Origin of the sequence: Bradyrhizobium sp. S3.2.6 (assembly GCF_040546885.1) — a bacterium.
In the GTDB taxonomy this organism is placed as follows: domain Bacteria; phylum Pseudomonadota; class Alphaproteobacteria; order Rhizobiales; family Xanthobacteraceae; genus Bradyrhizobium; species Bradyrhizobium cytisi.
Genome location: NZ_JBEPOS010000009.1, coordinates 181,948 through 203,123 on the forward strand (window position 1 = coordinate 181,948; position 21,176 = coordinate 203,123).

The window sequence follows — 21,176 nt, forward strand, 5'->3', positions numbered from 1 at the left end:
ACGGCGTCCTGCTGCCGTCGACGATGAATACCGGTCGTGCCATCAGCTCGCCGCCCTCTGTTCACCGAGTTCCTGGAAGAACTGATGCACGCCGCCGGTTTTCTTGTAAATCGGCGACAGCGCCTCCGGCGCAAAATCGTCGACCTCGATGACTTTTGTGACGGCTTCATGAGCGGCCGCGACCTGCTCGCCTTCGGCCTGCGTGATCACGCCCTTGACAACGGCGTCCTTGGCGTCGCGGATATGCGCAGCGCGCATGCGCTTGGCGATGGCGTCGGTGCTCGTGACCAGCTTGAATGCGCGCTCCAGCCGGGCGAAGCCGCTGTCGTCGTCGACATGGGCGAGATCCGGCGTGAGACGCTCGCGCGCGGCCGTGGGCTCCAGCACGAGGCTTGCGCATTGGTGCACGACGCGGTCGGACGGGCCGAGCACGCGGGCACCGAAGGGCTGGACGACGAGCTTGAGAATCACAGCAACGAAGCGGTTCGGCAGGTTGGCGAGGATCTCGGCGAGCCGGTTCTCGATCGTCCGGAATCCGGTCGCCATGCACCATTCCAGCGCGGCAAAGTCTTCCTTCTGCCGGCCCTCGTCCTGCCAGCGCTTTAGCGCGGCAGAGAGCAGGTACAGCTCGGAGAGGATGTCGCCGAATCGCGCCGACAGCATCTCCTTGCGCTTCAGCGCACCGCCGAGCGTCAGCAGCGCCATGTCGGCGCAGAGCGCGAACGCCGCGGAGTAGCGCGATAGCTGGCGATAGAACGGCGTGGCGTCGCCTGCATCAGGCGCAAGCGCAAAGACGCCAAAGGTCCAGCTTCGGCCGAAGGCGCGGAACAGCGTCCGGAAGCTATGGCCGACATGCTTCCAGAACGCCTTGTCGAACGCGGCGAGACCGCGCTCGCGATCGGTATCGGCGAGCGCATTCATCTCGTCGAGCAGATAGGGATGGGCGCGGATCGCACCCTGCCCGAACACGATGAGATTGCGGGTGAGGATGTTGGCACCCTCGACCGTGATGCCGACCGGCACGGCGCGGTGGAGATTGCCGATATAGTTCTGCGGACCGTCGATCACGGCCTTGCCGCCGTGGATGTCCATGGCGTCGTCGACCGCAACGCGCATCCGCTCGGTCGCGTGCAGCTTCATGATGCCGGAGATCACGGCGGGATGCACGCCGGCGTTGAGCGCAGCGCAGGTCATTCGCCGCGCCGCGTCGAGCTGATAAGCGGTGGCGACGATACGCGCAAGCGGCTCCTCGACGCCTTCGAATTTTGAGATGGAGATGCCGAATTGCTCGCGGATGCGGGCGTAGGCTCCGGTGGTGCGCGCCGCGTAGGCGGCGCCTGCAGCCGAGAGCGACGGCAGCGAAATGCCGCGACCGGCGGCGAGCGCGGTCATCAGCATTTTCCAGCCGTGCCCGAGCCGTGCCTCACCGCCGATGACATAGTCGAGCGGGATGAAAACATCGCGGCCCCGGTTCGGGCCATTCTGGAACACCTGCATCGACGGCAGATGGCGGTGGCCGATCTCGACGCCGGGCAGATTGGTCGGGATCAGTGCCACGCTGATACCGAGCTCTTCCTGATCGCCGACGAGATGATCGGGATCGTAGGCCTTGAAGGCGAGACCCAGCAACGTCGCGACGGGACCAAGCGTGATGTAGCGCTTGTGCCAGTTGAGCTTCAGGCCCAAGACCTCCTGCCCCTCGAAGAAGCCCTTGCAGATGATGCCGGTGTCGACCATCGAGGCGGCATCGGAGCCGGCCTCCGGACTGGTGAGGCCAAAGCAGGGAATGTCGCGACCATCCGCGAGGCGCGGCAGCCAGCGCTCCTGCTGCTCCCTTGTGCCGAAGCGCATCAGGAGCTCGCCGGGGCCGAGCGAGTTCGGCACCATCACCGTGACGGCGGCGGCGATCGAGCGGGTCGAGATTTTCCGAACCACTTCCGAATGGGCATAGGGCGAGAAGCCGAGGCCGCCAAATTCCTTCGGGATGATCATGCCGAAGAATTTCTCGCGCTTGATGAAGGCCCACGCCTCCTGCGGCAGGTCACGCCATTCCCAAAAAATCTTCCACTCGTCGAGCATGGCGCAGAGCTCGTCGACGGGACCGTTGAGGAAAGCCCGCTCCTCGTCCGTCAGCGTTGCCTGCGGAATCCTCAGCAGCTTTGACCAGTCGGGATTGCCGGTGAAGAGATCGGCGTCCCACCAGACGTCACCGGCCTCCAGCGCCTCGCGCTCGGTATCGGACATCGCCGGCAGCACGCCGCGCGCCCAGGAGAAGATCGGTTTTGTCAGGGTGTCGCGGCGGAAGCTCATGGCGGACCTCATGCAACGGCGCGGTTACAGGGCATTTTAGCGGAAAGTGGCCGGCGGAAGTGAACACTTCGCGCCCAAAAAGAAGCGAATTGACGCGGCCGGGCGGCCACCCGGACCATAACGGCAGGGGCGTGGGGGCGGTTCCGGGGACGGAATAGGTGGGACGAGCAGTAGCCTGGATCAGTCCGGCCGGACCATCTCGAACATGTTTTCCGGCTTGATCTCGAAGTAGTCGCCGCGGCGACCGGCGCGCACGATCGGGCGGGCGGCGGCGGTCTGGTAGACGCCGTCCTTGATCATGGCCTTGTCGATATGGACGGCGACGACCTCGCCCAGCGTCAGCCAGGCGTCGGCCTCCCTGCCATCGGCGCCCTTGAGGCGGACGACGTCAGACACCTTGCACTCGAAAGCGACGGGGCTCTCAGCCACGCGCGGCACGTTGACGAGCTTGCCCGGCACGGCGGTGAGGCCTGCGATCTCGAACTCGTCGACCTCGGGCGCAACATGCGCGGCGGTCGCGTTCATGTGCTTGGCGAGATCCATCGTAGCGAGATTCCAGACGAATTCGCCGGTCTGCTGGATGTTCTCGACCGAGTCCTTCCAGTTGGTGGAGGAGAAGCCGATGATCGGCGGCACGTAGCAGAAGGCGTTGAAGAAGCTGTAGGGCGCCAGATTGACGTGGCCCTTGCCGTCGCGCGAGGAGATCCAGCCGATCGGCCGCGGCGCGATGATGGCGTTGAAGGGATCGTGCTTGAGGCCGTGGCCCTTGGCGGGCTCGTAGAAGTACAGGTCTTTGTCGGTCACGCTGGCTTCCCCTGATCGTCATTGCGAGCGCAGCGAAGCAATCCAGAATCCCTCCGCAGGACGCAGACTGGATTGCTTCGCTGCGCTCGCAATGACGGAGATTGTTGATCCGTCCTTGCCCGCCATCGTCTCGCGGGGGCGGCAGATCCACTTATAGGAGGAATTCCAGCGCCCTGTCAGTGGCGCGACGACAGACCCGCGATGACGAAATCGATCATCTGGTCGATGCTCGGGCCAGGCTTGGTGGCGCACTGGGCGATCATCTGGGGGTGGAAGAAGCGCATCATGGCGGTGCAGGCGCAGAGCGACGCCAGCTGCAGGTCCGGCGCCTCGAACTCACCGGTGGCGGCGCCCTGGGCGATCATCTGACCGATGAAGCCGGCAATGCACTCCATATGGGTGACGCAGACGTCCCAGTCCTCCTGCATCGCGATCTCGACCATCTCATGCAGCTTGGAGTCGCCGACATAGCGCTCGGTGTTCATGCGGTTGATGGTGGTGAGCAGCTCGCGGAAGCGCTCGAGCACCGGACCGGGCCTCGCCACGATCCGCTGCGCCTCCAGCTCGACCTCACCCATCAAGCTCCGCGCCACCGCCTGGTGGATCGCCTTCTTCGATTCGAAGAAGCGATAGACGTTGGCGGGGCTCATCCGGAGCTCTTTGGCGATGTCCCCGACCGTGGTCTTCTGGTAGCCGATCACGCGGAACAGCCGCTCAGCCACCTCGAGAATACGATCCCGGGTGTCGCCCTCGATATGTTCCGCAACCAGTGTCATCTGTCAGGACTCGTCTGTCGGTAGTCTTCTCATTTATTCAGCCGCTTCAGCAAGCGGAATTGCTTCCTGGTCATCGCTCCCATGCTGCGGCGCGGCAGGCTGCTCGGGGGTGCCGGCCTCGTCCAGGCTCTTTCTGAACCACAGGGCATAGAGGCCCGGCAGATACAGCAGCGTCAGGAAGGTCGCGACGAACAGGCCGCCCATGATCGTGATCGCCATCGGGCCCCAGAATGCCGAGCGCGACAGCGGGATCATGGCGAGGATGGCGGCGAGCGCCGTCAGCACCACGGGGCGGGCGCGGCGGACGGTCGCCTCCACGATCGCCTCTCGGCGAGTCAAGCCATGAGAAACGTCGGTCTCGATCTGGTCCACCAGGATGACCGCGTTGCGCATGATCATGCCGGCGAGCGCGATCAGGCCGAGCAGCGCCACGAAGCCGAACGGCGCGTTGGCGACGTTGAGCCCCAACGAGGCGCCGACGATGCCGAGCGGTGCGGTCAAAAACACCAGGATCAGGCGCGAGAAGCTCTGCAGCTGGAACATCAGCAGCGTCAGCATCACCATGACCATCAGCGGGAAGAGGATGAAGATCGAGGCGTTGCCCTTGGCGGATTCCTCGAACGCGCCACCCGGCTCGATGCGGTAGGCCGGCTCGAGCTGGTCCTTGATGGCTTGCAGCTTCGGCGCGATCTGGCCGGTGACGTCGGGCGCCTGCACGCCGTCGACGACGTCGGAGCGCACGGTGATCGCCATGTCGCGGTTGCGCCGCCACATGATCGGCTCTTCATGGGCGTACTCGATCTTGGCGATCTGCTGCAGCGGCACGGCGACGCCGTTACGCGACGTGATGGTGAGATCGCCGACGCGGCCGAGGTCGAGACGCTCGGACGGGATCGCACGCGCAACCACGCCAACCTTCTCGATGCCGTCACGGACGGTCGTCACCTGCGCGCCGGAGATCAGCATGGACAGCGCTTGCGAGACGTCCTGCGGGGTCAGACCCATGGCGCGAGCGCGATCCTGATCGACCACGAGCTTGAGGTAGGGCGACTGCTCGTTCCAGTCGAGCTGGACGTCCTTGACGTTCTTGTTCTCCCGCATGACGTCGCGGACCTGGTAGGCGATCTCGCGCACCTTATTGGCGTCGGGGCCGATCACGCGGAACTGCACGGGGAAGCCGACCGGCGGACCGAAATTGAAACGGTCGACGCGCACGCGGGCCTCCGTCAGCGTGCCGTCGGCGACAGCACCCTCAATCTTGGCCTTGACGCGCTCGCGCGCCTCGACGCCCTTGGCGACGATGACGATCTCGGCAAAGGCCTCGTTCGGCAGTTGCGGATTGAGGCCGAGCCAGAAGCGCGGCGAACCCTGGCCAACATAGGACGTATAGGTCTCGATATCCTTGTCGTCCTTGAGCAGCGTCTCGGCCTTCTTCACGGCCTTCTCGGTGACGTTGAAGGCGGTGCCTTCGGGCAGGCGCAGCTGGAGGAACAGCTCAGGCCGCTCCGACAGCGGGAAGAACTGCTGCTGGACGTGGCCGAATCCAACGATCGAGGCGACGAACACGCCGACGGTCGCGACCACGACGGTGATGCGGTGATTGACGCACCATTGCACGATCGCGCGCAGGCCGCGGTACATGCGGGTCTCGTAGACCGCGTGCGGATCGTGATTGTGATGCACCTTGATGTTGGGCAGCAGCATGACGCCGATATAGGGCGTGAAGATCACGGCTACGAACCAGGAGGCGACCAGCGCGATCGCCACGATCCAGAAGATGCTGCCGGCATATTCGCCGACCGCGGAATTGGCAAAGCCGATGGGGAGGAAGCCAGCGGCCGTGACCAGCGTTCCCGTGAGCATCGGAAACGCAGTTGATTCCCAGGCAAAGGACGCTGCGCGCATGCGGTCCCAGCCCTGCTCCATCTTCACCACCATCATCTCGACCGCGATGATGGCGTCGTCGACGAGCAGGCCGAGCGCGATGATCAGCGCACCGAGCGTAATACGGTGCAGGTCGAGCGACATCGTGTTCATGACGATGAAGACGATGCCGAGCACCAGCGGCACCGAGAGCGCGACCACGATGCCGGTGCGCCAGCCGAGCGCGAGGAACGACACGAACAGCACGATCACCAGCGCTTCCATGAAGGAATGCACGAACTCGCTGACGGCGTGCTCGACCACCTTGGGCTGATCGGCGATAAGCTTGACGTCGACGCCCTGCGGCACGGCCTTCATGAATTCCGCGGTCGCCTTCTCGACCTCCTTGCCGAGATCGAGGATGTTGGCGCCCTTGGCGGTGACGACGCCGATACCGATCGCGGGCTTGCCTTCCTGGCGGACGACGAAGCTCGGAGGATCGACATAGCCGTGGGTGACGGTGGCGATGTCGCCGAGGCGGAACACGCGGCCGTCGCTCTCGACCGGGGTCTCGGCCACCGCCTTGGCGCCGTCAAGCGCACCGGTGACGCGCAGTGGCACGCGCTGCGACGAGGTTTCGACCGTACCGGCCGGCGTCACGTTGTTCTGCTTGGCGAGCGAATCGAACAGCGCCTGCGGCGTGATGCCGAGGGTGGCGAGCTTGGCGTGCGAGAATTCGACGAAGATGCGCTCGTCCTGATTGCCGTAGACGTCGACCTTGGTCACGCCGGGCACCTTGAGCAGGCGCTGACGAAAACCTTCGGAGACCTTCTTGAGCTGGGCGTAATCGGCACCGTCGCCGGTCATCATGTAGAGGATGGAATCGACGTCAGAGAACTCGTCATTGACGACGGGTCCCAGAATGCCTGCGGGCAACTGGCCCTGCACGTCGACCAGCTTCTTGCGCAGCAGATAGAACAGATACGGCACGTCCTTGGGCGGCGTGGAGTCGCGGAAGGTTACCTGAAGCGCGGTGAAGCCGGGTTTGGAATAGGTCTGCACCTTCTCGAAGTAGGGCAGCTCCTGAATCTTCTTCTCGATGGGGTCGGCGACCTGGGCCTGCATCTCCTGCGCGGTCGCGCCCGGCCACATCACGGAGACGTTGACCACCTTCACGGTGAAGAACGGATCCTCAGCGCGGCCGAGCTTCTGATAGGAGAAGAAGCCAGCGACGCCGAGCACGAGCATCAAGAACAGGACCAGCGTCGGATGGCTGACGGCCCAGGCCGAAAGATTGAAGCGCTTCATCGCACTCTCCGGAAAAAACGATCCAATTGCCAAAAACGACAGCCACTCTGTTCAAGGCGTCGTCGCGAGGCAGCGAAGCAATCCAGGGGGCTGGGCAGGTTCTGGATCGCTTCGCCGCTTCAGCCTTTGCGTAGGGGCACAGGCCGAAACTCACCTCACACGACGTAACTCGTAATCTCTAGAACGACAGTGACGACACGACCCGCACCTTCTGGCCGGGATCGAGCTTCTGCACGCCGAGCGTGACGATCTTGGCGCCCTCGTCGACACCGCTGGTGATGACGACGTCGTTGCTGTCGTAGGACTTCACCGCGACAGGCTTCAGCGTGACCGCGCCATTGTCGTCGACGACGAAGAAGGACGGCTTGCCGCCTTCGTTGAACAGCGCCGACAGCGGCAGCCGCGCGACACGCTCGGTAGCAGCGTCCGACAGCGTCAGCGTCGCGGTCATGCCGAGCGAAACCTTGTCGTCGGCCTCGGGCAGCGAGAACTTTGCAAGATAGGTGCGCGTCGCGGAATCCGCGGTGGGCGCGATCTCGCGCAGCTTCGCCGTGTACTTCTTGTCCGGCTCCGACCAAAGAGTGACGCTGGCGGCGCCCGACTTGGCACGTCCGACCAGCGTCTCAGGGATCGCGACGACCGCTTCCTTTTCGGCAAAGCGGGCGACACGGATCGAGGTCTGGCCTGCGGCAACCACCTGGCCCGGCTCGATCAGCGTTGCGGTGACGACGCCACGGGCGTCGGCGTTGAGCGTCGCGTAGGAGAGGGAATTCTTGGTCAGCTCGACCGAGCGGACGGCGCGGTCGAGGCGCGCACGGGCTTCGTCGGCGGCGGCGCGGCTCGAATCCATCGCTGCGTCCGTGGTCCAGCCCTTGGCTTTCAGATCCTTGGCGCGCTGCTCGGCCGCGGCAGCCTGCGCCAGCACGCCGGTGGCCGCGGTCTGCTCGGCGACGGCCTGCTCGGCCTGGAGTTTCAGGTCAACCTCATCGAGGGTGGCGAGCGGCTGGCCGACTTCGACCGTCTGGCCGACCTCGACGAGGCGTTTTGCGACCTTACCGGCGACGCGGAAGCCCAGATCGCTCTCGATCCGGGGCCTGACGGTGCCGACGAAGCTGCGCTCCGGGGTCTCGGCATCATAATGGGCGGTTGCGACCAGGACCGGCCGCGGCGGCTCGGCTTTTTGTGCCACGGTATCATTGCACCCGGCCAGCGCAGCGGCCATCAGGGCCAGCGACACACCTGCCAAGAGCCTGGAATAGCTGGACAAAACGGACCGAACGAACATCGGAGGACACTCCTGCGTCTGCAATGAGAGGAATGTCGACTAATCACTGATAAAAGTCAATAATCGTCATTCATCAGAAAAGCGTGATCGTTAAGGGGGGTAAGGAGTCATGCGGTTGGCGGAACTCCCTTATCCTGATATGGTTACATGTAACCGAATGGAGGAACCCGTGCCGTCCTCTTCCAAGCCAAAGTCATCGCGAGCGAAGGTCCGCGAGCATCGAGAGCGGCTGCGCGCGCAGGGGCTCCGTCCGATCCAGATCTGGGTTCCGGATGTGCGTTCAGCGTCCTTCAAGGCGGAAGCCCATCGCCAGTCACTGGCGGTCTCATCGAGCGCTCAGGAATATGACGATCAGGCTTTCATCGATTCCGTCTCCATTTTGAATGACGAATGAAGCGGGGCGAGATCTGGACACTCGCGGGGGGCAAAGACTATGCGGGAAAACCGCGTCCCGTGGTCATCGTCCAGGATGACGGTTTCGACACAGCGAACTCCGTTACGGTCTGTGCATTCACGACCAACGAGACTGAAGCGCCGCTATTCCGCCTGCCGGTCGACCAGACCGAACGCAATGGTCTACGGGTACGCTCCCGCCTGATGGTGGATAAAATCACCACCGTGCCAAGGTCCAAGATCGGAAAGTTTGTGGGACGGCTCGACGACGAGGACATTTTGCGTCTCAGCCGCGCCCTGCTGGTGTTTCTCGGATTGGCCGGTTCGCAGAAAGGCGCCGGCGCAGATTAGCCGGTAGCCCGGATTCGGCTTCAGCGAAATCCGGGCTAGCTAGGTCGGAGAGATAATTACCGCCCCTGTTCGGCGAACTCGTGCTTGGTCTCGTGGCCGCCGACGAAGACCAGAATGCCGGCGAGCAGAGGCAGCACGGCGAGCACCAGCAGACCCGTCGAGGTCTGGCCGGTGGCTTCCTTGACCCAGCCGATCAGATAGGGACCGCCGAAGCCGGCGAGATTGCCGATCGAGTTGATCAGCGCGATGGCGCCGGCGGCCGCGGTGCCCGACAGCCACGAGGTCGGCAAGGTCCAGAACACGCCGAAGACGCAGAACACGCCGATCGCGGCGAAGGTCAGCGCCACCATCGTCATGGTGGGATCGGAGATGTAGCTGGAGATGGCGAGCGCGACCGCGATCAGGATCATTGGCGCACCGACATGCATCACGCGTTCGCGCGTGGCGTCCGAATGCCGTGCCCACAGGATCATGGCGACCGTCCCGAACAGATAGGGGATCGCGGTGACGAAGCCGGTCTGGGCGTTGCTCAGCCCGAACGCCTTGACGATCTGCGGCAGCCAGAACTGCATGCCATAGAGCGCGCCGACGAAGCCGAAATAGACCAGGCTCAACGTGATCACCTTCGGCGACGACAGCGCTTCACCGAGCGACAGGTGCTTCACCGCCTGCTTGGCAGCGATCTCGGAATCGAGTCTGGTCTTGAGCCAGGCCTTCTGCTCGGCCGAGAGCCAGTCCGCCTTCTCCGGCTTGTCAGTGAGATAGAACCAGGTGACGATGCCGAGTAGCACCGAGGGGATGCCCTCGAGAATGAACAGCCACTGCCAGCCCTTCAGACCCATCGCGCCGTCGAGCCCGAGCAGCAGGCCCGAGATCGGCGCGCCGATCACGGTCGAGACCGGCACGGCGATCGCGAAAGCCGCAAGGAAGCGGCCGCGATATTCGGCCGGGTACCAATAGGTGAGATAGAGGATGATGCCGGGGAAGAAGCCGGCTTCCGCGACGCCGAGCAGGAAGCGCAGGGCGTAGAAGCTGGTCACGCCGTTCACCAGCGCCATCAGTGCCGAGATGATGCCCCACGTCACCATGATGCGGGCGATCCAGCGGCTGGCGCCGAACTTCTCCAGCGCCAGATTGCTCGGCACCTCGAAGATGAAATAGCCGATGAAGAAGATGCCGGCGCCCCAGGAGAAGATCAGCGGCGTGAACTTCAACTCGGCGTTCATGGTCAGTGCGGCGAAGCCGAGATTGACGCGGTCGAGATAGGAGAAGAAATAGGCCAGAACCAGGAACGGGATCAGGCGCCAGGAGATGGCGCGGATGGTCGAAGTCTCGATGTCCGACTTGTTTGTATTCTCGGCCCCCGCGGAACCGGTATAAATTGTGGCCTGGCTCATGGCTTCCCCCCGATTTGTTGCTTTTGTGAGCTAAAAGGCGGTTTTCAGCATCACGGGCAAAGAGTCAATGGAAGCCATGCACGGAGCGCAGCCGGTCAACACCATTGCGCTGCGACAGAGCATGCTGCTCCGCACCGCCCTGGCTTTGATCGTGATCGCCTGCGGGCTGTCCCTACGCTGGTACGGCTTCCCGCTCGGCCTCCCCGCCTTCGTGGTGAAGTACGGCGGCTCGCTGCTATGGGCGACGATGGTGTTCTTGCTGGTCGGAGTTTTGGCACCACGGCTGTCGCGGAGCCAGCTTGCGGCCATCGCGATGGTGATTGCGATCGTTGTCGAGCTTTCGCGGCTGGTACATACGCCCTGGCTCGATGCGTTCCGGCTGACCACAGCGGGTGCGTTGCTGTTGGGCCGAATCTTTTCGCTGTGGAATTTGGTCGCCTACCTCATCGGAATCGTGGCCGGCGTCTGGCTCGACAGCCGTGTCGCGAGCTTCGCCCAAGATCGGATCCTGCCTCGATGTCGCAAACTCAATTCGCAACAGGCCGGCTCGACCCGCGAATGATCAGCTCCGTCGGCACGGTGAGAGCACGGCCACATTCAATCTCGTCGCCGCGCATCCGCTCCAGCAGCATAGTCGCAGCGTGGCGGCCCATGGCCGCAAGATCCCACTCGATCGCCGTGATAGGCGGCGTGTGCAATTCGGCCAGGTCGGAGTCGCTGCCAGCCACCACCGAAATCCCGTCACCGACGGCAATGCTCATCGTCCGCAGGGCCCTCAGGCAGCCGCCGAGCATGTCCATCGCCGCGACGAAGAGCGCCGTCGGGGGGTTCGCGAGACTCATGAGCGACGCCGTCGCCCGATAGGCGTCTTCGCTCGAGAGCACGTTGTCTCGCAACAATCTCGGGTCCGGCGTGATGCCCGCCGTCGAACACGCCGCGCGAAATCCCTCCAGGCGGCTTCGCGACGGAAAGGCCTTGATGTCGCCGACGAGCATGGCAATCCGCCGATGCCCAAGGCCGAGCAGATGGCTCGTCGCAAGCCGCGCGCCCTGGCGATGATCGGCCGTGACGCGATCGAGCGCCTCGATGCGATCGCGGTCGATGAGCATGACCGGCATCGGCGCCTCCGACAGCGCTTCGCGCACGTCGCGGTGCTCCTCGTCGCTCAGCGTCATCATCACGCCATCCACCCGGCGCCTACGGAAGGCCCGCAGCAAGGCGATTTCGACCTCGGGGCGGTTGGTCGTGCTCGCCAGAAGCAAGGTGTATCCGGCCTCGCGTAGAACCGCCTCGGCCTCCTTGATGAACAACGCGAAGCGCGGGATGTCGAAATCGCGAATCGCGCAGGCCACGAGCCGCGAGCGTCCCGCGCGCATGCTCTGCGCCGTGACATCGACCTCATAGCCGAGATGCGCCATGGCCCTTTCGACGCGTTCGCGCAGCTCCCGGGCCACCGTAGGATGATCATTGAGCACACGGGATACAGTGCCGACCGCGACACCGGCCTCTCGGGCCACGTCCTTGACTTTTACAGTTTGCGAACGGCGTGGCTGTGACAACATGCCGGTTATATGAACCGGTTCATCATATGAGACAAGGATTTTGGCAGAAATTGTAGAATTTTCCACCATTCGCATAAGGCCTCTCGGATCTTATATGAACCGGTTCATTGACTCTGGCGCCGGACTTGGCACAATGGCGGCAACGCTGAAAGCCGCACGAGGAGATCCCATCCTCTCGATCGGACGATTCCGGAGAAGAGCCATGCCTCAGCCCAAGGTCGCCTTTGTTGGATTTGGCGAGGCCGCACAATGCTTTGCCAAGCATCTCGCGGCGCAGACCGATGCGCCGATGGTCGCGTTCTGTCAGGGCAAGACGAATGCACCGCCCTACTCGCAAGCCTTTCGCGCGATGGCGGCCGGTTGCGGCGTCACGCTGGTCGAGCGACTTGACGATTTGTCGGACGCGGACGTGATCTTTTCCGCGGTCGTCGTTGCGGTTGCAGCCGAGACCGGCGAGGCAATATCCAGAATCGTACGTCCCGGCTGTCTCGTGGCGGACATCAATGCCGCGAGCCCGCGAACGAAAAGGCGTGTCGCCGAAGCCGTCGAGGCGCGCGGCGGCGTGTTCGCGGACACGAATCTGATGGGTTCGGTCGACCTCTATGGCGCCGCGGTCCCGCTCTATGCGTCCGGCAGCGGCGCCGAGCGCTTCTCAGACATTTTCAAGCCACTCGGTTTTCGCATCGAGGTGGCGGGTCCACAAGCTGGAACAGCAGCGGCCGTGAAGATGCTGCGGAGCGTGGTGACGAAGGGCATGGAAGCGCTGCTGGTCGAGGCCCTGACCGCCGCAACGCTCGCCGGCGTGCGCGAGGAAACCATGCGCGGGCTTTGCGCGTCGATGGATGCCACCACGTTCAGCAAGTTCCTGGACATGTGCGTCCGCTCCGACGTGCTGCATGCCGAGCGCCGCGCCGTGGAAATGGAAGGCGTGGTGGAGGGCCTGCGGGAATTGGGCTTCGACCCCCTGATGACGACCGCAACGGCGGAACGATTGAAGGTCTCTGCGCGGCTGGGCTTGCGGCAGGAATTTGCGCGACGCCCGGGCTATTCGGCCGACGACGTGCTGGACCGTTATGCGCATGTGGTGTCCGTCCATGGAGGCGAACCACGAGGCTCGCGCGGCGAACTCAAGAAGGGGCCGTAAAGTACGGGCCTGACTTTTTACTCCGCGAGCTGAAACCGCTCGAAGCGATCAAGCTCATCCTCGATCTTCTGCTTGAGCTCCTTGCGCCCCGCCATCTTCTTGGCCTGCCCGAGCCAGGTCCATTTCTGCATCAAGAGCTTCTTGGCCTGCCGGTCCGTCTTGAGGTCGAGCGCGGCGACGATCTCGTCGCCGACCAGCACGGGCAGCGCGAAATAGCCGAGCTTGCGCTTGGCCTTCGGCACATAGGCCTCGAACAGATGGTTGTAGCCGAAGATGAGATTGGTGCGCTTGCGCTGGATGATCAGCGGATCGAACGGCGACAGGATGTGGACAAGATCCGGCGACACCTCATGCGGCTCCAGCGCGGACGGCTGCGCCCAATGCTCCTGCTTGCCGGCGCCCTCGATCGCGACCGGCATGAGCTCGCCGCGGCGAACGCGCGCGGCGATCAGGCTTGCCACCGCCTTCTTGCTCGGCGCATCGAGATGGCAGACCGAATCGAGGCTGACGACACCTTGCGAGCGCAACGCGCGGTCGAGCAGATAGGCCGTGATCTCCTTGACCGAGGCCGGCTTCGGCAGCTTGTCCCAGCCGAAATGCCGCGTCATCAGATCATAGGTCTTGAGCATGCCCTGGCGCGCGCTGATGGTCGCGACGCCGGTGTAGAAGGCAAGCTGGAGCGCGCGCTTCGAGGGTTTTCGGCTCTGCCACAGATGCTCCTTCTCGGTGAGCACGTCGTCCTCGATGTCGCGGATCGTCAGCGGGCCGGCCCGCAACAGCCGCATCACCTTGCGCGTGTCGCCCGGCGTCACCGAGGCATACCATCTGTGCCCCTCGCGCTTGTGCTCGCGCATCGCCGGCAGGAAGAAGCGAAAATCGTTCGACGGCACATAGGACAGCGCATGGGTCCAGTATTCGAACACGCTCCTGTCGACGCTCTGGGCATGGCGCAGGTCGGCGCGGCTGTAGGACGGGATACGGCTGAACAGGATGTGGTGATGGCAGCGCTCGATCACGTTGATGGTGTCGATCTGCACATAGCCGAGATGGGAGACCGCATCAGCCACGGCCTGCGCGCCTTCCCCGAACGGCGCGCGCGTGTCGAGCCGCTGGGCGCGCAGCCAGATCTGCCGGGCCTGTGTCGTCGGGAGCGGAAGGGATTTTGGTGCGCGGGACATTGCGAAACGCAATGTAGCGAGATTCGCGCCGGGAGAAAGAAGCAGGCTGCCAAAGAAAAAGCCGCGCTGCCATCTGCTGACAGCGCGGCTGGATGGTGCGGGCCGAGGCCTACTTCATCATCATCGCCTTCTGCGCCTTCATGTAGTGCATGCAGGCGCCCTTCATCTTGCCCATGCTCATGTCGGTGTTGACCATGGCCATCTCCTTGTTCGCGGCCGTCTTGGCGGGCGTGTCGGCCGGACCGGTCATCATGGCCGTCGATTTCATCATGTTATCGCTGGTGCACGCCATCATCGCGGCGGATGCGGGCGAAACTGAAAAAGCGAACGCGACAAAGGCTGCGGCGGTGAGCAAGGTCTTCATCGAAATATCTCCTGAAGTAAAACGAAACCGGCGTCATGCCGGCATTCGCAATACGTATTCTCTGGCGAGAACGTTTCGCGGAGAAGACAATTTTCTTGCTGCAATGCGAAGGGAATCGGCCTCAGCGGCCGTCCTTCGGCGCCCTGGGCCTGTCACTGAGGCTACCGGTGGCGATATCGGGCTCGCAGGACGCCCTGCCGCGCCCCTCCGCCTGGCAGCGATAGACGCTGCCGGTGAGCCGATCGACCAGCCACATGCTCTCGTCGGTCGGAGCTTCGAGGCCGACATAGCGGGAGGTCACCCCCGTGATCAGCGTCGAGAGCAGGATCGCCACCGCAATCATCGCGGCGCCAATATAAATGGGCATGGGATTCAGAGACACAGTCCGATCCGGCGGGCCGCTGCGATAGAATTGATAGTCACTTGGCCTCGGCACTGGATGGAACTCGGCTCCCTCACCTGGCGATGTCTGACGAAGGTGTCTGCTAGGCGCGCATCTGGCCGATTTCTTGTTCGCGAGCAGGCCATGCGGCGACGGCTTTGCGACGATCGATCTGCGCAGGGCGCCAACTAAAATGGGCTCGGAGGCCCTTGGCCACCCAACGTGACCCGCATCACATCCAAGCCTTTGAACCTACCCTATGCTCGCAGCATCAAATCGGCATCAGGCGTCACAGCGAGGATACGAAGATGACCCATTTCAATAAGTTTTTTGGGCTGAAGGCGATGACACTCACGGCCGCGCTGTCGATGACGGCGAGCCTGGCTTTCGCCGGCGACACCAACGTCTCCACCAACCAGATCCTGGATGCGTTGAAGCCCAGGCCGATCACCCGCGGCCTGTCCGTCGGTCCGCAGGCCGATCCGACGGCGCAGGCCAAGGAAGCGAGCTTCCTGAACACCGTGCGCAACCGGCAGACCCGCTCGCTGTCGATGGGCGAGCGAGATCAGATCGCCGAACTCGCGGCGACCAAGCCGAACATCGATCTGGAGATTCAGTTCGACTACAACTCGGCCGACATCGCCAAGACCTCGGTGCCGTCGGTGCAGGCGCTCGGCAAGGCGCTGTCCGACCCGTCGCTGAAGGGCTCGACCTTCGTCGTCGCCGGCCATACCGACGCGATCGGAACCGAAGCATACAATCAGGGTCTCTCCGAGCGTCGCGCCGACACCATCAAGAAGTATTTGGTGCAGAACTACAGCCTTAGCGGCAACGATCTTGTCACCGTCGGCTATGGCAAGACCAAGCTGAAGGACACCGCCAACGGCGCCGACCCGATCAACCGTCGCGTCCAGGTCGTGAACATGGACACCAAGACCGCGTCCAAATGATCTGAGAAGTGATTGCAGCAATCGACAAGCCGCCTGCCGCGAGAGTGGCAGGCGGCCTTCTGTTGTCAGATCCAGCTCTGGAACAGCATCAGCCGGTTGAACGTCTGCATCGACGTACCGACGAAGGCGGCTGAGATCGGCAGCATCACCACAAAGCCCATCGCGGCGACGCCGACATAGGCCCACAACAGCCAGCGCGGCAGGCCGCCTCTGCTCAGCACATAGACCAGCGCGAGCGAGGCCACGGTTGCTGCCGGCAGATAATAATAGATGAAGCCCAGCGTGCGCGGCAGCAGCGCCCAGGCGAGCCAGAGGCCGAAATAGAACGCCGCAATCAGGAACGCATCCCAGCGACGCGCAACGATGAAGTCACGCAACACCACGACGAGCGCGAGCAGCGCCGGCCATGCGACCAGAGGATTGCCGAGGAAAACGACCGCCGCGACATTGTCGTCCGAGGTCTTGTCGAACAGGAACCACACGGGACGCGCGAGCAGCGGCCACGACGGCCACGAGCTCATGTAAGTATGGCCGGCGATCGAGGTGGTGGTGTTGTCGGCAAAGATACGACGCTGTGCTTCGATCAGATCCGGCAACGACACCCCGTAGAGCGGAACGAAGGCGGCGAGATAGGTCACGGCCGGCAACAGCGCAAAGCAGAGCGCAGCATGATGTGCTCTGAACTCTGGCCAGAGATCGGGGCGATACCAGTCGCTCGGCTCGGCGTCGGCAAACAGCGCGTGCCAGCCCTGCATCAGGCGGATCACCGCAACAATGACGATGCAGACACCGAGCGGAAACAGGCCGCTCCATTTGCAGGCGGCGGCGAGACCGAACAAGCTACCTGCGAGCGCGAACAGCGCCTGCGGCCGCTCTCGTCGAAAGCCGTGCATGAAGGCGGCGATGGCGAGCAGACCGAAGCCGAGTGCGAAGATGTCGAGCATCGCGATGCGCGCCTGCACATAGAGCATCTGGTTGAACGCCGCGATCAGCGCTGCTGCGATCGCGGGCCCTTGCGAACCGAACAGCGCGAGGCCGCAGAGATAGACCGCGACGATCGCGAGCGCGCCGAACAGCGTCGCCGGATAGCGCCAGCCGAACGCATTGTCGCCGAATGTTGCGATCGAACCCGCGATCAGCTCTTTCGCCAGCGGCGGATGCATCGGATTTAGCACCGGCTGCGACGTCCCGGAGCCCAGCATCTGCCGCGCAGCCGGCACGTAATGCACCTCGTCGAACACGAACTTTTCCGGCGTCACCAGCCCGATCAGCAGCGCGAGATGCGCAGCCAGGAAGATCGCGACAGCGATCACTGCGCTTCGCGACAAATTCGGAACCGCGTGTGCTTCAAGCGACTGCTGTAGGGCTACTTTGCGTGGCAAATCTGCGTCACCGCGAATAAAAAATAACTCAGCCGATCCATTGAACGCATTCTGCCGCAACTGTCACTAAGCTTACGCTCGTCCCGCGCCGCTTGTGATAATTCTGCCACAACACGGGTGCGCGATCAGGGATTTCGATCGGGTATGATATGAATTTTCGTTTTCTGTTTTTCCCTTCACTGCTGGCGGCCACATTGTGCGCTGCGCCTTGCGCGCAGGCTCAAACGCGCGTCGGCGAAGCCGTCCTGGTTCAGAACGAAGTGGTGCGCGTCGCCGCGACGACGTCACCGATCAGCGTCGGCGACAGCATGTTGCGCGACGAGACCGTGCGCACCGGCGCCGACAGCGCAGCGCGCTTCGTCATGGCCGACAGCACCAATCTGTCGCTCGGACCAGGCGCGACGCTGAAGCTCGACCGCACCGTCTTCAACGACGAGCACAGCTATCGCGACGTCGCGATCCGCATGACCACAGGAGCATTCCGCTTCGTCACCGGACATTCGGAGAAAACCGCCTACAAGATCACGACGCCGCTCGCGACCATCGGGGTGCGCGGCACCACGCTCGACATCCTGTCGCAGCGCGGCCGTTCGGTCGTCGTGCTTCAGGAGGGCGCGGCCAGCGTCTGCACGTTGAACTTCCAATGCATCCAGCTCACCCAGCCTGGCGATACCGCGGTCATCACCTCGACCGGCGGCAAGGCCAGCATCACCAAGACCAACACCCCGCCCTGGACTTTCGCCGCCAACTGCGCTGCGAATGCCGGGCTTTGCTCCGTCAACCAGTATGCCGACGCCTCGCCGACCATCTCGCCCGCCGTCCATGACGATGGCATGCTGTGCGGGCGCTGATGGTGGGGAAGCTCGGCTTCAGACGCTTCGTCCTGGCTGGTGCATTGAGCGCATCCGCTGCGCTTGCGCTGTTTGCGCTCGACGCCGGTCCGGCCGCAGCCCAGGCGAGCTGCGAATCAGAGTGCGGCGGGCTGGGACCCTCCCCGTCACCGACATACTCGCCCTCGCCGAGCCCCTATCCGTCACCGTCCCCGAGCCCGTCTCCGTCTCCAAGCCCGTCTCCAAGCCCGTCTCCGCCGCCGAGCCCGGCGCCGACCGGCTCCGATTCCAGCGGCAACTCGGTCAACGGCCTCGCCAACCAGCGCTTCAACCAGATGATCACCAACCGCGTGCTCGGTAACGTGCTGCTCGGCGTCAACGAGCAGGTCAATTGCAGCGACTGCGTCAGCGCGTTCGGCTCGGCCGGCTCGTTCTCGGCCGGCATCCACGGCCGCAAGGAGCTGACGCCCAATCTGTCGCTGCTCGCCGGCCTCGCCTACACGCAGTACGGCGAGGGCGGCTACAACATCACCAGCGCACCGATCGGCGCCTTTGCGCTGCGCTATGACTTCACCGATTGGGGCTCGTCGCGTCCATTCTTCGACGTCGGTACGATCCTGACGCCGTGGGAGAAGGCGCGCTACACCCGCAGCTACAACACCAGCCTCGGCCCGGTGAGCGTGACCAGCTCGACCAACGCCGCGAACTACGCGGTCTATGGCCGCGCCGGCTGGATGAGCCGGTTGTCACCGCGCGACGAGGTCGCAGCCTCCGTCGAGGTCTGGCAGCTCTGGCAGCGCGTATCGGGCTATGCGGACAACACCGTCGCGTTCAATCCGTTCGACGCCAGCATTGCGACCGGCACCGACCGCACCAGCCTGATCAAGATCGGCGGCCAGTGGACCCATCTCTTCGCAGGCAACATCGAGACCAACATCAACGGCGGCTGGGTGCAGTCGTTCGCCAGTCATAGCGGCATTGTCGCCACCGTGACCGGCGACGGCATGGTGGTGCCGACGATGGGCAACCAGGGCTGGTTCGAATATGGCGGCCGCCTCGGCTTCCGCGTGCAGAAGGGCTGGATCGTGGACCTCTTCGCCAACGGGACGCTAGGCCCGCAGCCGGTCGGCAACACCATCCACGGCGGCGTGGGGTTGAGGATTAGTTACTAGCCGCGAGCCCCAGTCTCGTAGGGTGGGCAAAGCGGAGCGTGCCCACCACTTCTCTCTCAACCGGAGACGAATGGTGGGCACGGCGCTGTCGCGCCTTTGCACCACCCTACGGCACCGATGTTGACGTCACGCCGCCGACTTGCCCTCGAACGCGCGCCGCAGCGCCTCGACATCGAGCTTCACCATTTTCATCATGGCCTGCATCGCGCGTGCGGCGGCTGCCTTGTCGGGGCTCGACAGGAAGTCGAACATCACTTTCGGCACCACCTGCCAGGACACGCCGTAGCGGTCATAGATCCAGCCGCACTGCTGCTCCTTGCCGCCGTTGGCCAGGAACGCATTCCAGACGCTGTCGACCTGGACCTGATCGTCGCAATGGATCATCAGCGACAGCGCGTGGGTATATTCCACCTTCATGCCACCGTTGAGCGCGACCAGCGGCTGGCCGGCCACCGTGAACTCGACGACGAGCACCGAGCCCTCCTTGCCGGACGGGTTGTCCGCAACATTGTGCTGGACGTGCGTGATCGCCGAATTCGGCACCAGCGAGACGTAGAACTTCGCGGCTTCCTCGGCGTCGCCGTTGAACCACATGCAGGGCACGAGCTTGGACATTGCGAATGCTCCTCTTCAGGGTTTCGATCAGGCGTTCGCCATGGCGGGCTTCGGGGGACGGCTGCCATGTCCATCCAGTTCACACCCCACATATGGCCATCCGGATCCTCGAAGCTGCGGCCGTACATGAAGCTGTACTCATCCTTCGGGCTGGGATCGGCCACTCCGCCCGCAGCCTCGGCCTTGCCGACGATATCGTCGACCTCATTCCGGCTATCGGCGGACAGGCAGAACAGCGCCTGGTTCGAGGTCTTTGCATCAGCGATCGGCTTCGGCGTGAACTGACGGAATTTGTCATGGGTCGTCAGCATCGCGTAGATGGTCTCGGAAAAGACCATGCAGCTCGCCGTGTCGTCACTGAACTGCGGGTTCCTGGTCGCGCCGATCGCCTCATAAAAGGCGGTCGCACGCTTGAGGTCGGTCACCGGCAGATTGAGGAAAATCATCCTGGGCATCGAAAGCTCCTTGGGCGGGTTCTTCCCAAGGACGGATGGCTGGACCGCCATCCGACACGGCTTCCGAAATATTTTCCCGGCCGCCGGCTGCGGGATTCTGTCGCACCGAACCCCGCGCAGTCTTCGGCCTTACTTCTTCTCGTTCGGATCCCGGTGCACCGGATCGATCCACAGCACGGTCTCGGGCTTCTCGACCGGCTCGATGTCGAGATTGATCGCAACCGCCTCGCCGTCGCTGCGCACCAGCACGCATTCCAGCACCTCGTCGCGGCTGGCATTGATCTCCTGGTGCGGCACGTAGGGCGGCACGAAAATGAAATCGCCGGGACCGGCCTCGGCGGTGAATTGCAGGCTCTCGCCCCAGCGCATCCGCGCCTTGCCCTTCACCACGTAGATGACGCTTTCGAGATGACCGTGATGATGCGCGCCGGTCTTCGCATCCGGCTTGATGCTGACCGTGCCCGCCCACAATTTCTGTGCGCCGACGCGGGCGAAATTGATCGCGGCCGCACGGTCCATGCCTGCCGTCGACGGCACGTTGGTATCGAGCTGATTGCCGGGAATGACACGCACGCCGTCATGTTTCCAGCGATCGTCATGATCGTGTGCATGTTGGGAATGCGAGTGGTCATGGCCGGTCATTGATCTTGCTTTC

At 63.6% G+C, this 21,176-nt stretch carries 20 protein-coding genes and 1 pseudogene; 7 read left to right on the top strand and 14 right to left on the bottom strand.

Annotated elements, in window-relative coordinates; all coding sequences use genetic code 11:
• Positions 1-42: 42 nt before the first annotated feature.
• The 5 genes from ABID58_RS18545 to ABID58_RS18565 form a co-directional block, all read right to left on the bottom strand.
• Positions 43-2,310: an acyl-CoA dehydrogenase gene (locus tag ABID58_RS18545; protein ID WP_354033757.1), complete on the bottom strand. Its 2,268-nt coding sequence runs from the start codon at positions 2,308-2,310 to the stop codon at positions 43-45.
• Positions 2,311-2,490: 180 nt separating this feature from the next.
• The gene (locus ABID58_RS18550; RefSeq protein ID WP_354033758.1) at positions 2,491-3,114 is read right to left on the bottom strand and encodes a flavin reductase family protein; all 624 of its coding nucleotides are present in this window, start codon (positions 3,112-3,114) and stop codon (positions 2,491-2,493) included.
• Between the two features lie 176 nt (positions 3,115-3,290).
• On the bottom strand, positions 3,291-3,890 hold the full coding sequence (locus ABID58_RS18555; RefSeq protein ID WP_354033759.1) for a TetR/AcrR family transcriptional regulator: 600 nt from the start codon (positions 3,888-3,890) through the stop codon (positions 3,291-3,293).
• Between the two features lie 33 nt (positions 3,891-3,923).
• Positions 3,924-7,061: an efflux RND transporter permease subunit gene (locus ABID58_RS18560; protein WP_354033760.1), complete on the bottom strand. Its 3,138-nt coding sequence runs from the start codon at positions 7,059-7,061 to the stop codon at positions 3,924-3,926.
• A gap of 178 nt (positions 7,062-7,239) precedes the next feature.
• Positions 7,240-8,346, bottom strand: coding sequence for an efflux RND transporter periplasmic adaptor subunit (locus tag ABID58_RS18565; RefSeq protein ID WP_148755575.1), 1,107 nt, complete (start codon positions 8,344-8,346; stop codon positions 7,240-7,242).
• A 157-nt stretch (positions 8,347-8,503) separates the two neighbouring features.
• On the opposite strand from ABID58_RS18565, the gene ABID58_RS18570 reads away from it, so the two are divergent.
• Positions 8,504-8,740 (top strand): antitoxin MazE family protein, encoded by a 237-nt coding sequence (locus tag ABID58_RS18570; protein WP_354033811.1) that lies wholly within the window; start codon positions 8,504-8,506, stop codon positions 8,738-8,740.
• The gene (locus ABID58_RS18575; protein WP_148755574.1) at positions 8,737-9,090 is read left to right on the top strand and encodes a type II toxin-antitoxin system PemK/MazF family toxin; all 354 of its coding nucleotides are present in this window, start codon (positions 8,737-8,739) and stop codon (positions 9,088-9,090) included. The genes ABID58_RS18570 and ABID58_RS18575 overlap by 4 nt, the downstream gene beginning before the upstream one ends.
• A 56-nt stretch (positions 9,091-9,146) precedes the next feature.
• Here ABID58_RS18575 and ABID58_RS18580 read toward each other — a convergent pair whose 3' ends face one another.
• Positions 9,147-10,487, bottom strand: coding sequence for an MFS transporter (locus ABID58_RS18580; RefSeq protein WP_354033761.1), 1,341 nt, complete (start codon positions 10,485-10,487; stop codon positions 9,147-9,149).
• A 76-nt stretch (positions 10,488-10,563) separates the two neighbouring features.
• Here ABID58_RS18580 and ABID58_RS18585 point away from each other — a divergent pair, with 76 nt between their 5' ends.
• On the top strand, positions 10,564-11,049 hold the full coding sequence (locus ABID58_RS18585) for a ribosomal maturation YjgA family protein (protein ID WP_187435365.1): 486 nt from the start codon (positions 10,564-10,566) through the stop codon (positions 11,047-11,049).
• Here ABID58_RS18585 and ABID58_RS18590 read toward each other — a convergent pair.
• On the bottom strand, positions 11,015-12,049 hold the full coding sequence (locus ABID58_RS18590) for a LacI family DNA-binding transcriptional regulator (RefSeq protein ID WP_354033813.1): 1,035 nt from the start codon (positions 12,047-12,049) through the stop codon (positions 11,015-11,017). The genes ABID58_RS18585 and ABID58_RS18590 overlap by 35 nt on opposite strands.
• Before the next feature lie 202 nt (positions 12,050-12,251).
• On the opposite strand from ABID58_RS18590, the gene ABID58_RS18595 reads away from it, so the two are divergent.
• The gene (locus ABID58_RS18595) at positions 12,252-13,193 is read left to right on the top strand and encodes an NAD(P)-dependent oxidoreductase (protein WP_148755571.1); all 942 of its coding nucleotides are present in this window, start codon (positions 12,252-12,254) and stop codon (positions 13,191-13,193) included.
• Positions 13,194-13,210: 17 nt separating this feature from the next.
• Here ABID58_RS18595 and ABID58_RS18600 read toward each other — a convergent pair whose 3' ends face one another.
• The 3 genes from ABID58_RS18600 to ABID58_RS18610 all read right to left on the bottom strand — a co-directional run bounded on the left by ABID58_RS18600 (position 13,211) and on the right by ABID58_RS18610 (position 15,102).
• Positions 13,211-14,371: a winged helix-turn-helix domain-containing protein gene (locus ABID58_RS18600; protein ID WP_354033762.1), complete on the bottom strand. Its 1,161-nt coding sequence runs from the start codon at positions 14,369-14,371 to the stop codon at positions 13,211-13,213.
• A gap of 109 nt (positions 14,372-14,480) precedes the next feature.
• Positions 14,481-14,735: a hypothetical protein gene (locus tag ABID58_RS18605; protein ID WP_148755569.1), complete on the bottom strand. Its 255-nt coding sequence runs from the start codon at positions 14,733-14,735 to the stop codon at positions 14,481-14,483.
• Positions 14,736-14,856: 121 nt separating this feature from the next.
• A complete protein-coding gene (locus tag ABID58_RS18610; RefSeq protein ID WP_148755568.1) occupies positions 14,857-15,102 on the bottom strand; it encodes a hypothetical protein in 246 nt (81 codons plus the stop codon).
• A gap of 323 nt (positions 15,103-15,425) precedes the next feature.
• Between ABID58_RS18610 and ABID58_RS18615 the strand changes: the two genes are divergently transcribed.
• Positions 15,426-16,067, top strand: coding sequence for an OmpA family protein (locus ABID58_RS18615; protein WP_354033763.1), 642 nt, complete (start codon positions 15,426-15,428; stop codon positions 16,065-16,067).
• A 65-nt stretch (positions 16,068-16,132) separates the two neighbouring features.
• Here the strand turns inward: ABID58_RS18615 and ABID58_RS18620 are convergent, their stop codons facing one another.
• Positions 16,133-17,380, bottom strand: coding sequence for a phospholipid carrier-dependent glycosyltransferase (locus tag ABID58_RS18620; protein WP_354033764.1), 1,248 nt, complete (start codon positions 17,378-17,380; stop codon positions 16,133-16,135).
• A gap of 218 nt (positions 17,381-17,598) precedes the next feature.
• Between ABID58_RS18620 and ABID58_RS18625 the strand changes: the two genes are divergently transcribed.
• Together ABID58_RS18625 and ABID58_RS18630 are read left to right on the top strand one after the other, a co-directional pair.
• Entirely contained in the window at positions 17,599-18,300 is a 702-nt protein-coding gene (locus tag ABID58_RS18625) for a FecR family protein (RefSeq protein WP_354033765.1), read from the top strand.
• Positions 18,300-19,451, top strand: a complete 1,152-nt coding sequence (locus ABID58_RS18630; RefSeq protein ID WP_354033766.1) for a hypothetical protein — start codon at positions 18,300-18,302, stop codon at positions 19,449-19,451. The genes ABID58_RS18625 and ABID58_RS18630 overlap by 1 nt, the downstream gene beginning before the upstream one ends.
• A 126-nt stretch (positions 19,452-19,577) precedes the next feature.
• Here the strand turns inward: ABID58_RS18630 and ABID58_RS18635 are convergent, their stop codons facing one another.
• The 3 genes and pseudogenes from ABID58_RS18635 to ABID58_RS18645 form a co-directional block, all read right to left on the bottom strand.
• Positions 19,578-20,066: a VOC family protein gene (locus ABID58_RS18635; RefSeq protein WP_354033767.1), complete on the bottom strand. Its 489-nt coding sequence runs from the start codon at positions 20,064-20,066 to the stop codon at positions 19,578-19,580.
• Positions 20,067-20,125: 59 nt separating this feature from the next.
• Positions 20,126-20,521: pseudogene (locus ABID58_RS18640) on the bottom strand (VOC family protein); the annotation flags it as partial.
• A 129-nt stretch (positions 20,522-20,650) separates the two neighbouring features.
• Entirely contained in the window at positions 20,651-21,163 is a 513-nt protein-coding gene (locus ABID58_RS18645; RefSeq protein ID WP_148755561.1) for a cupin domain-containing protein, read from the bottom strand.
• Between the last annotated feature and the right edge of the window lie 13 nt (positions 21,164-21,176).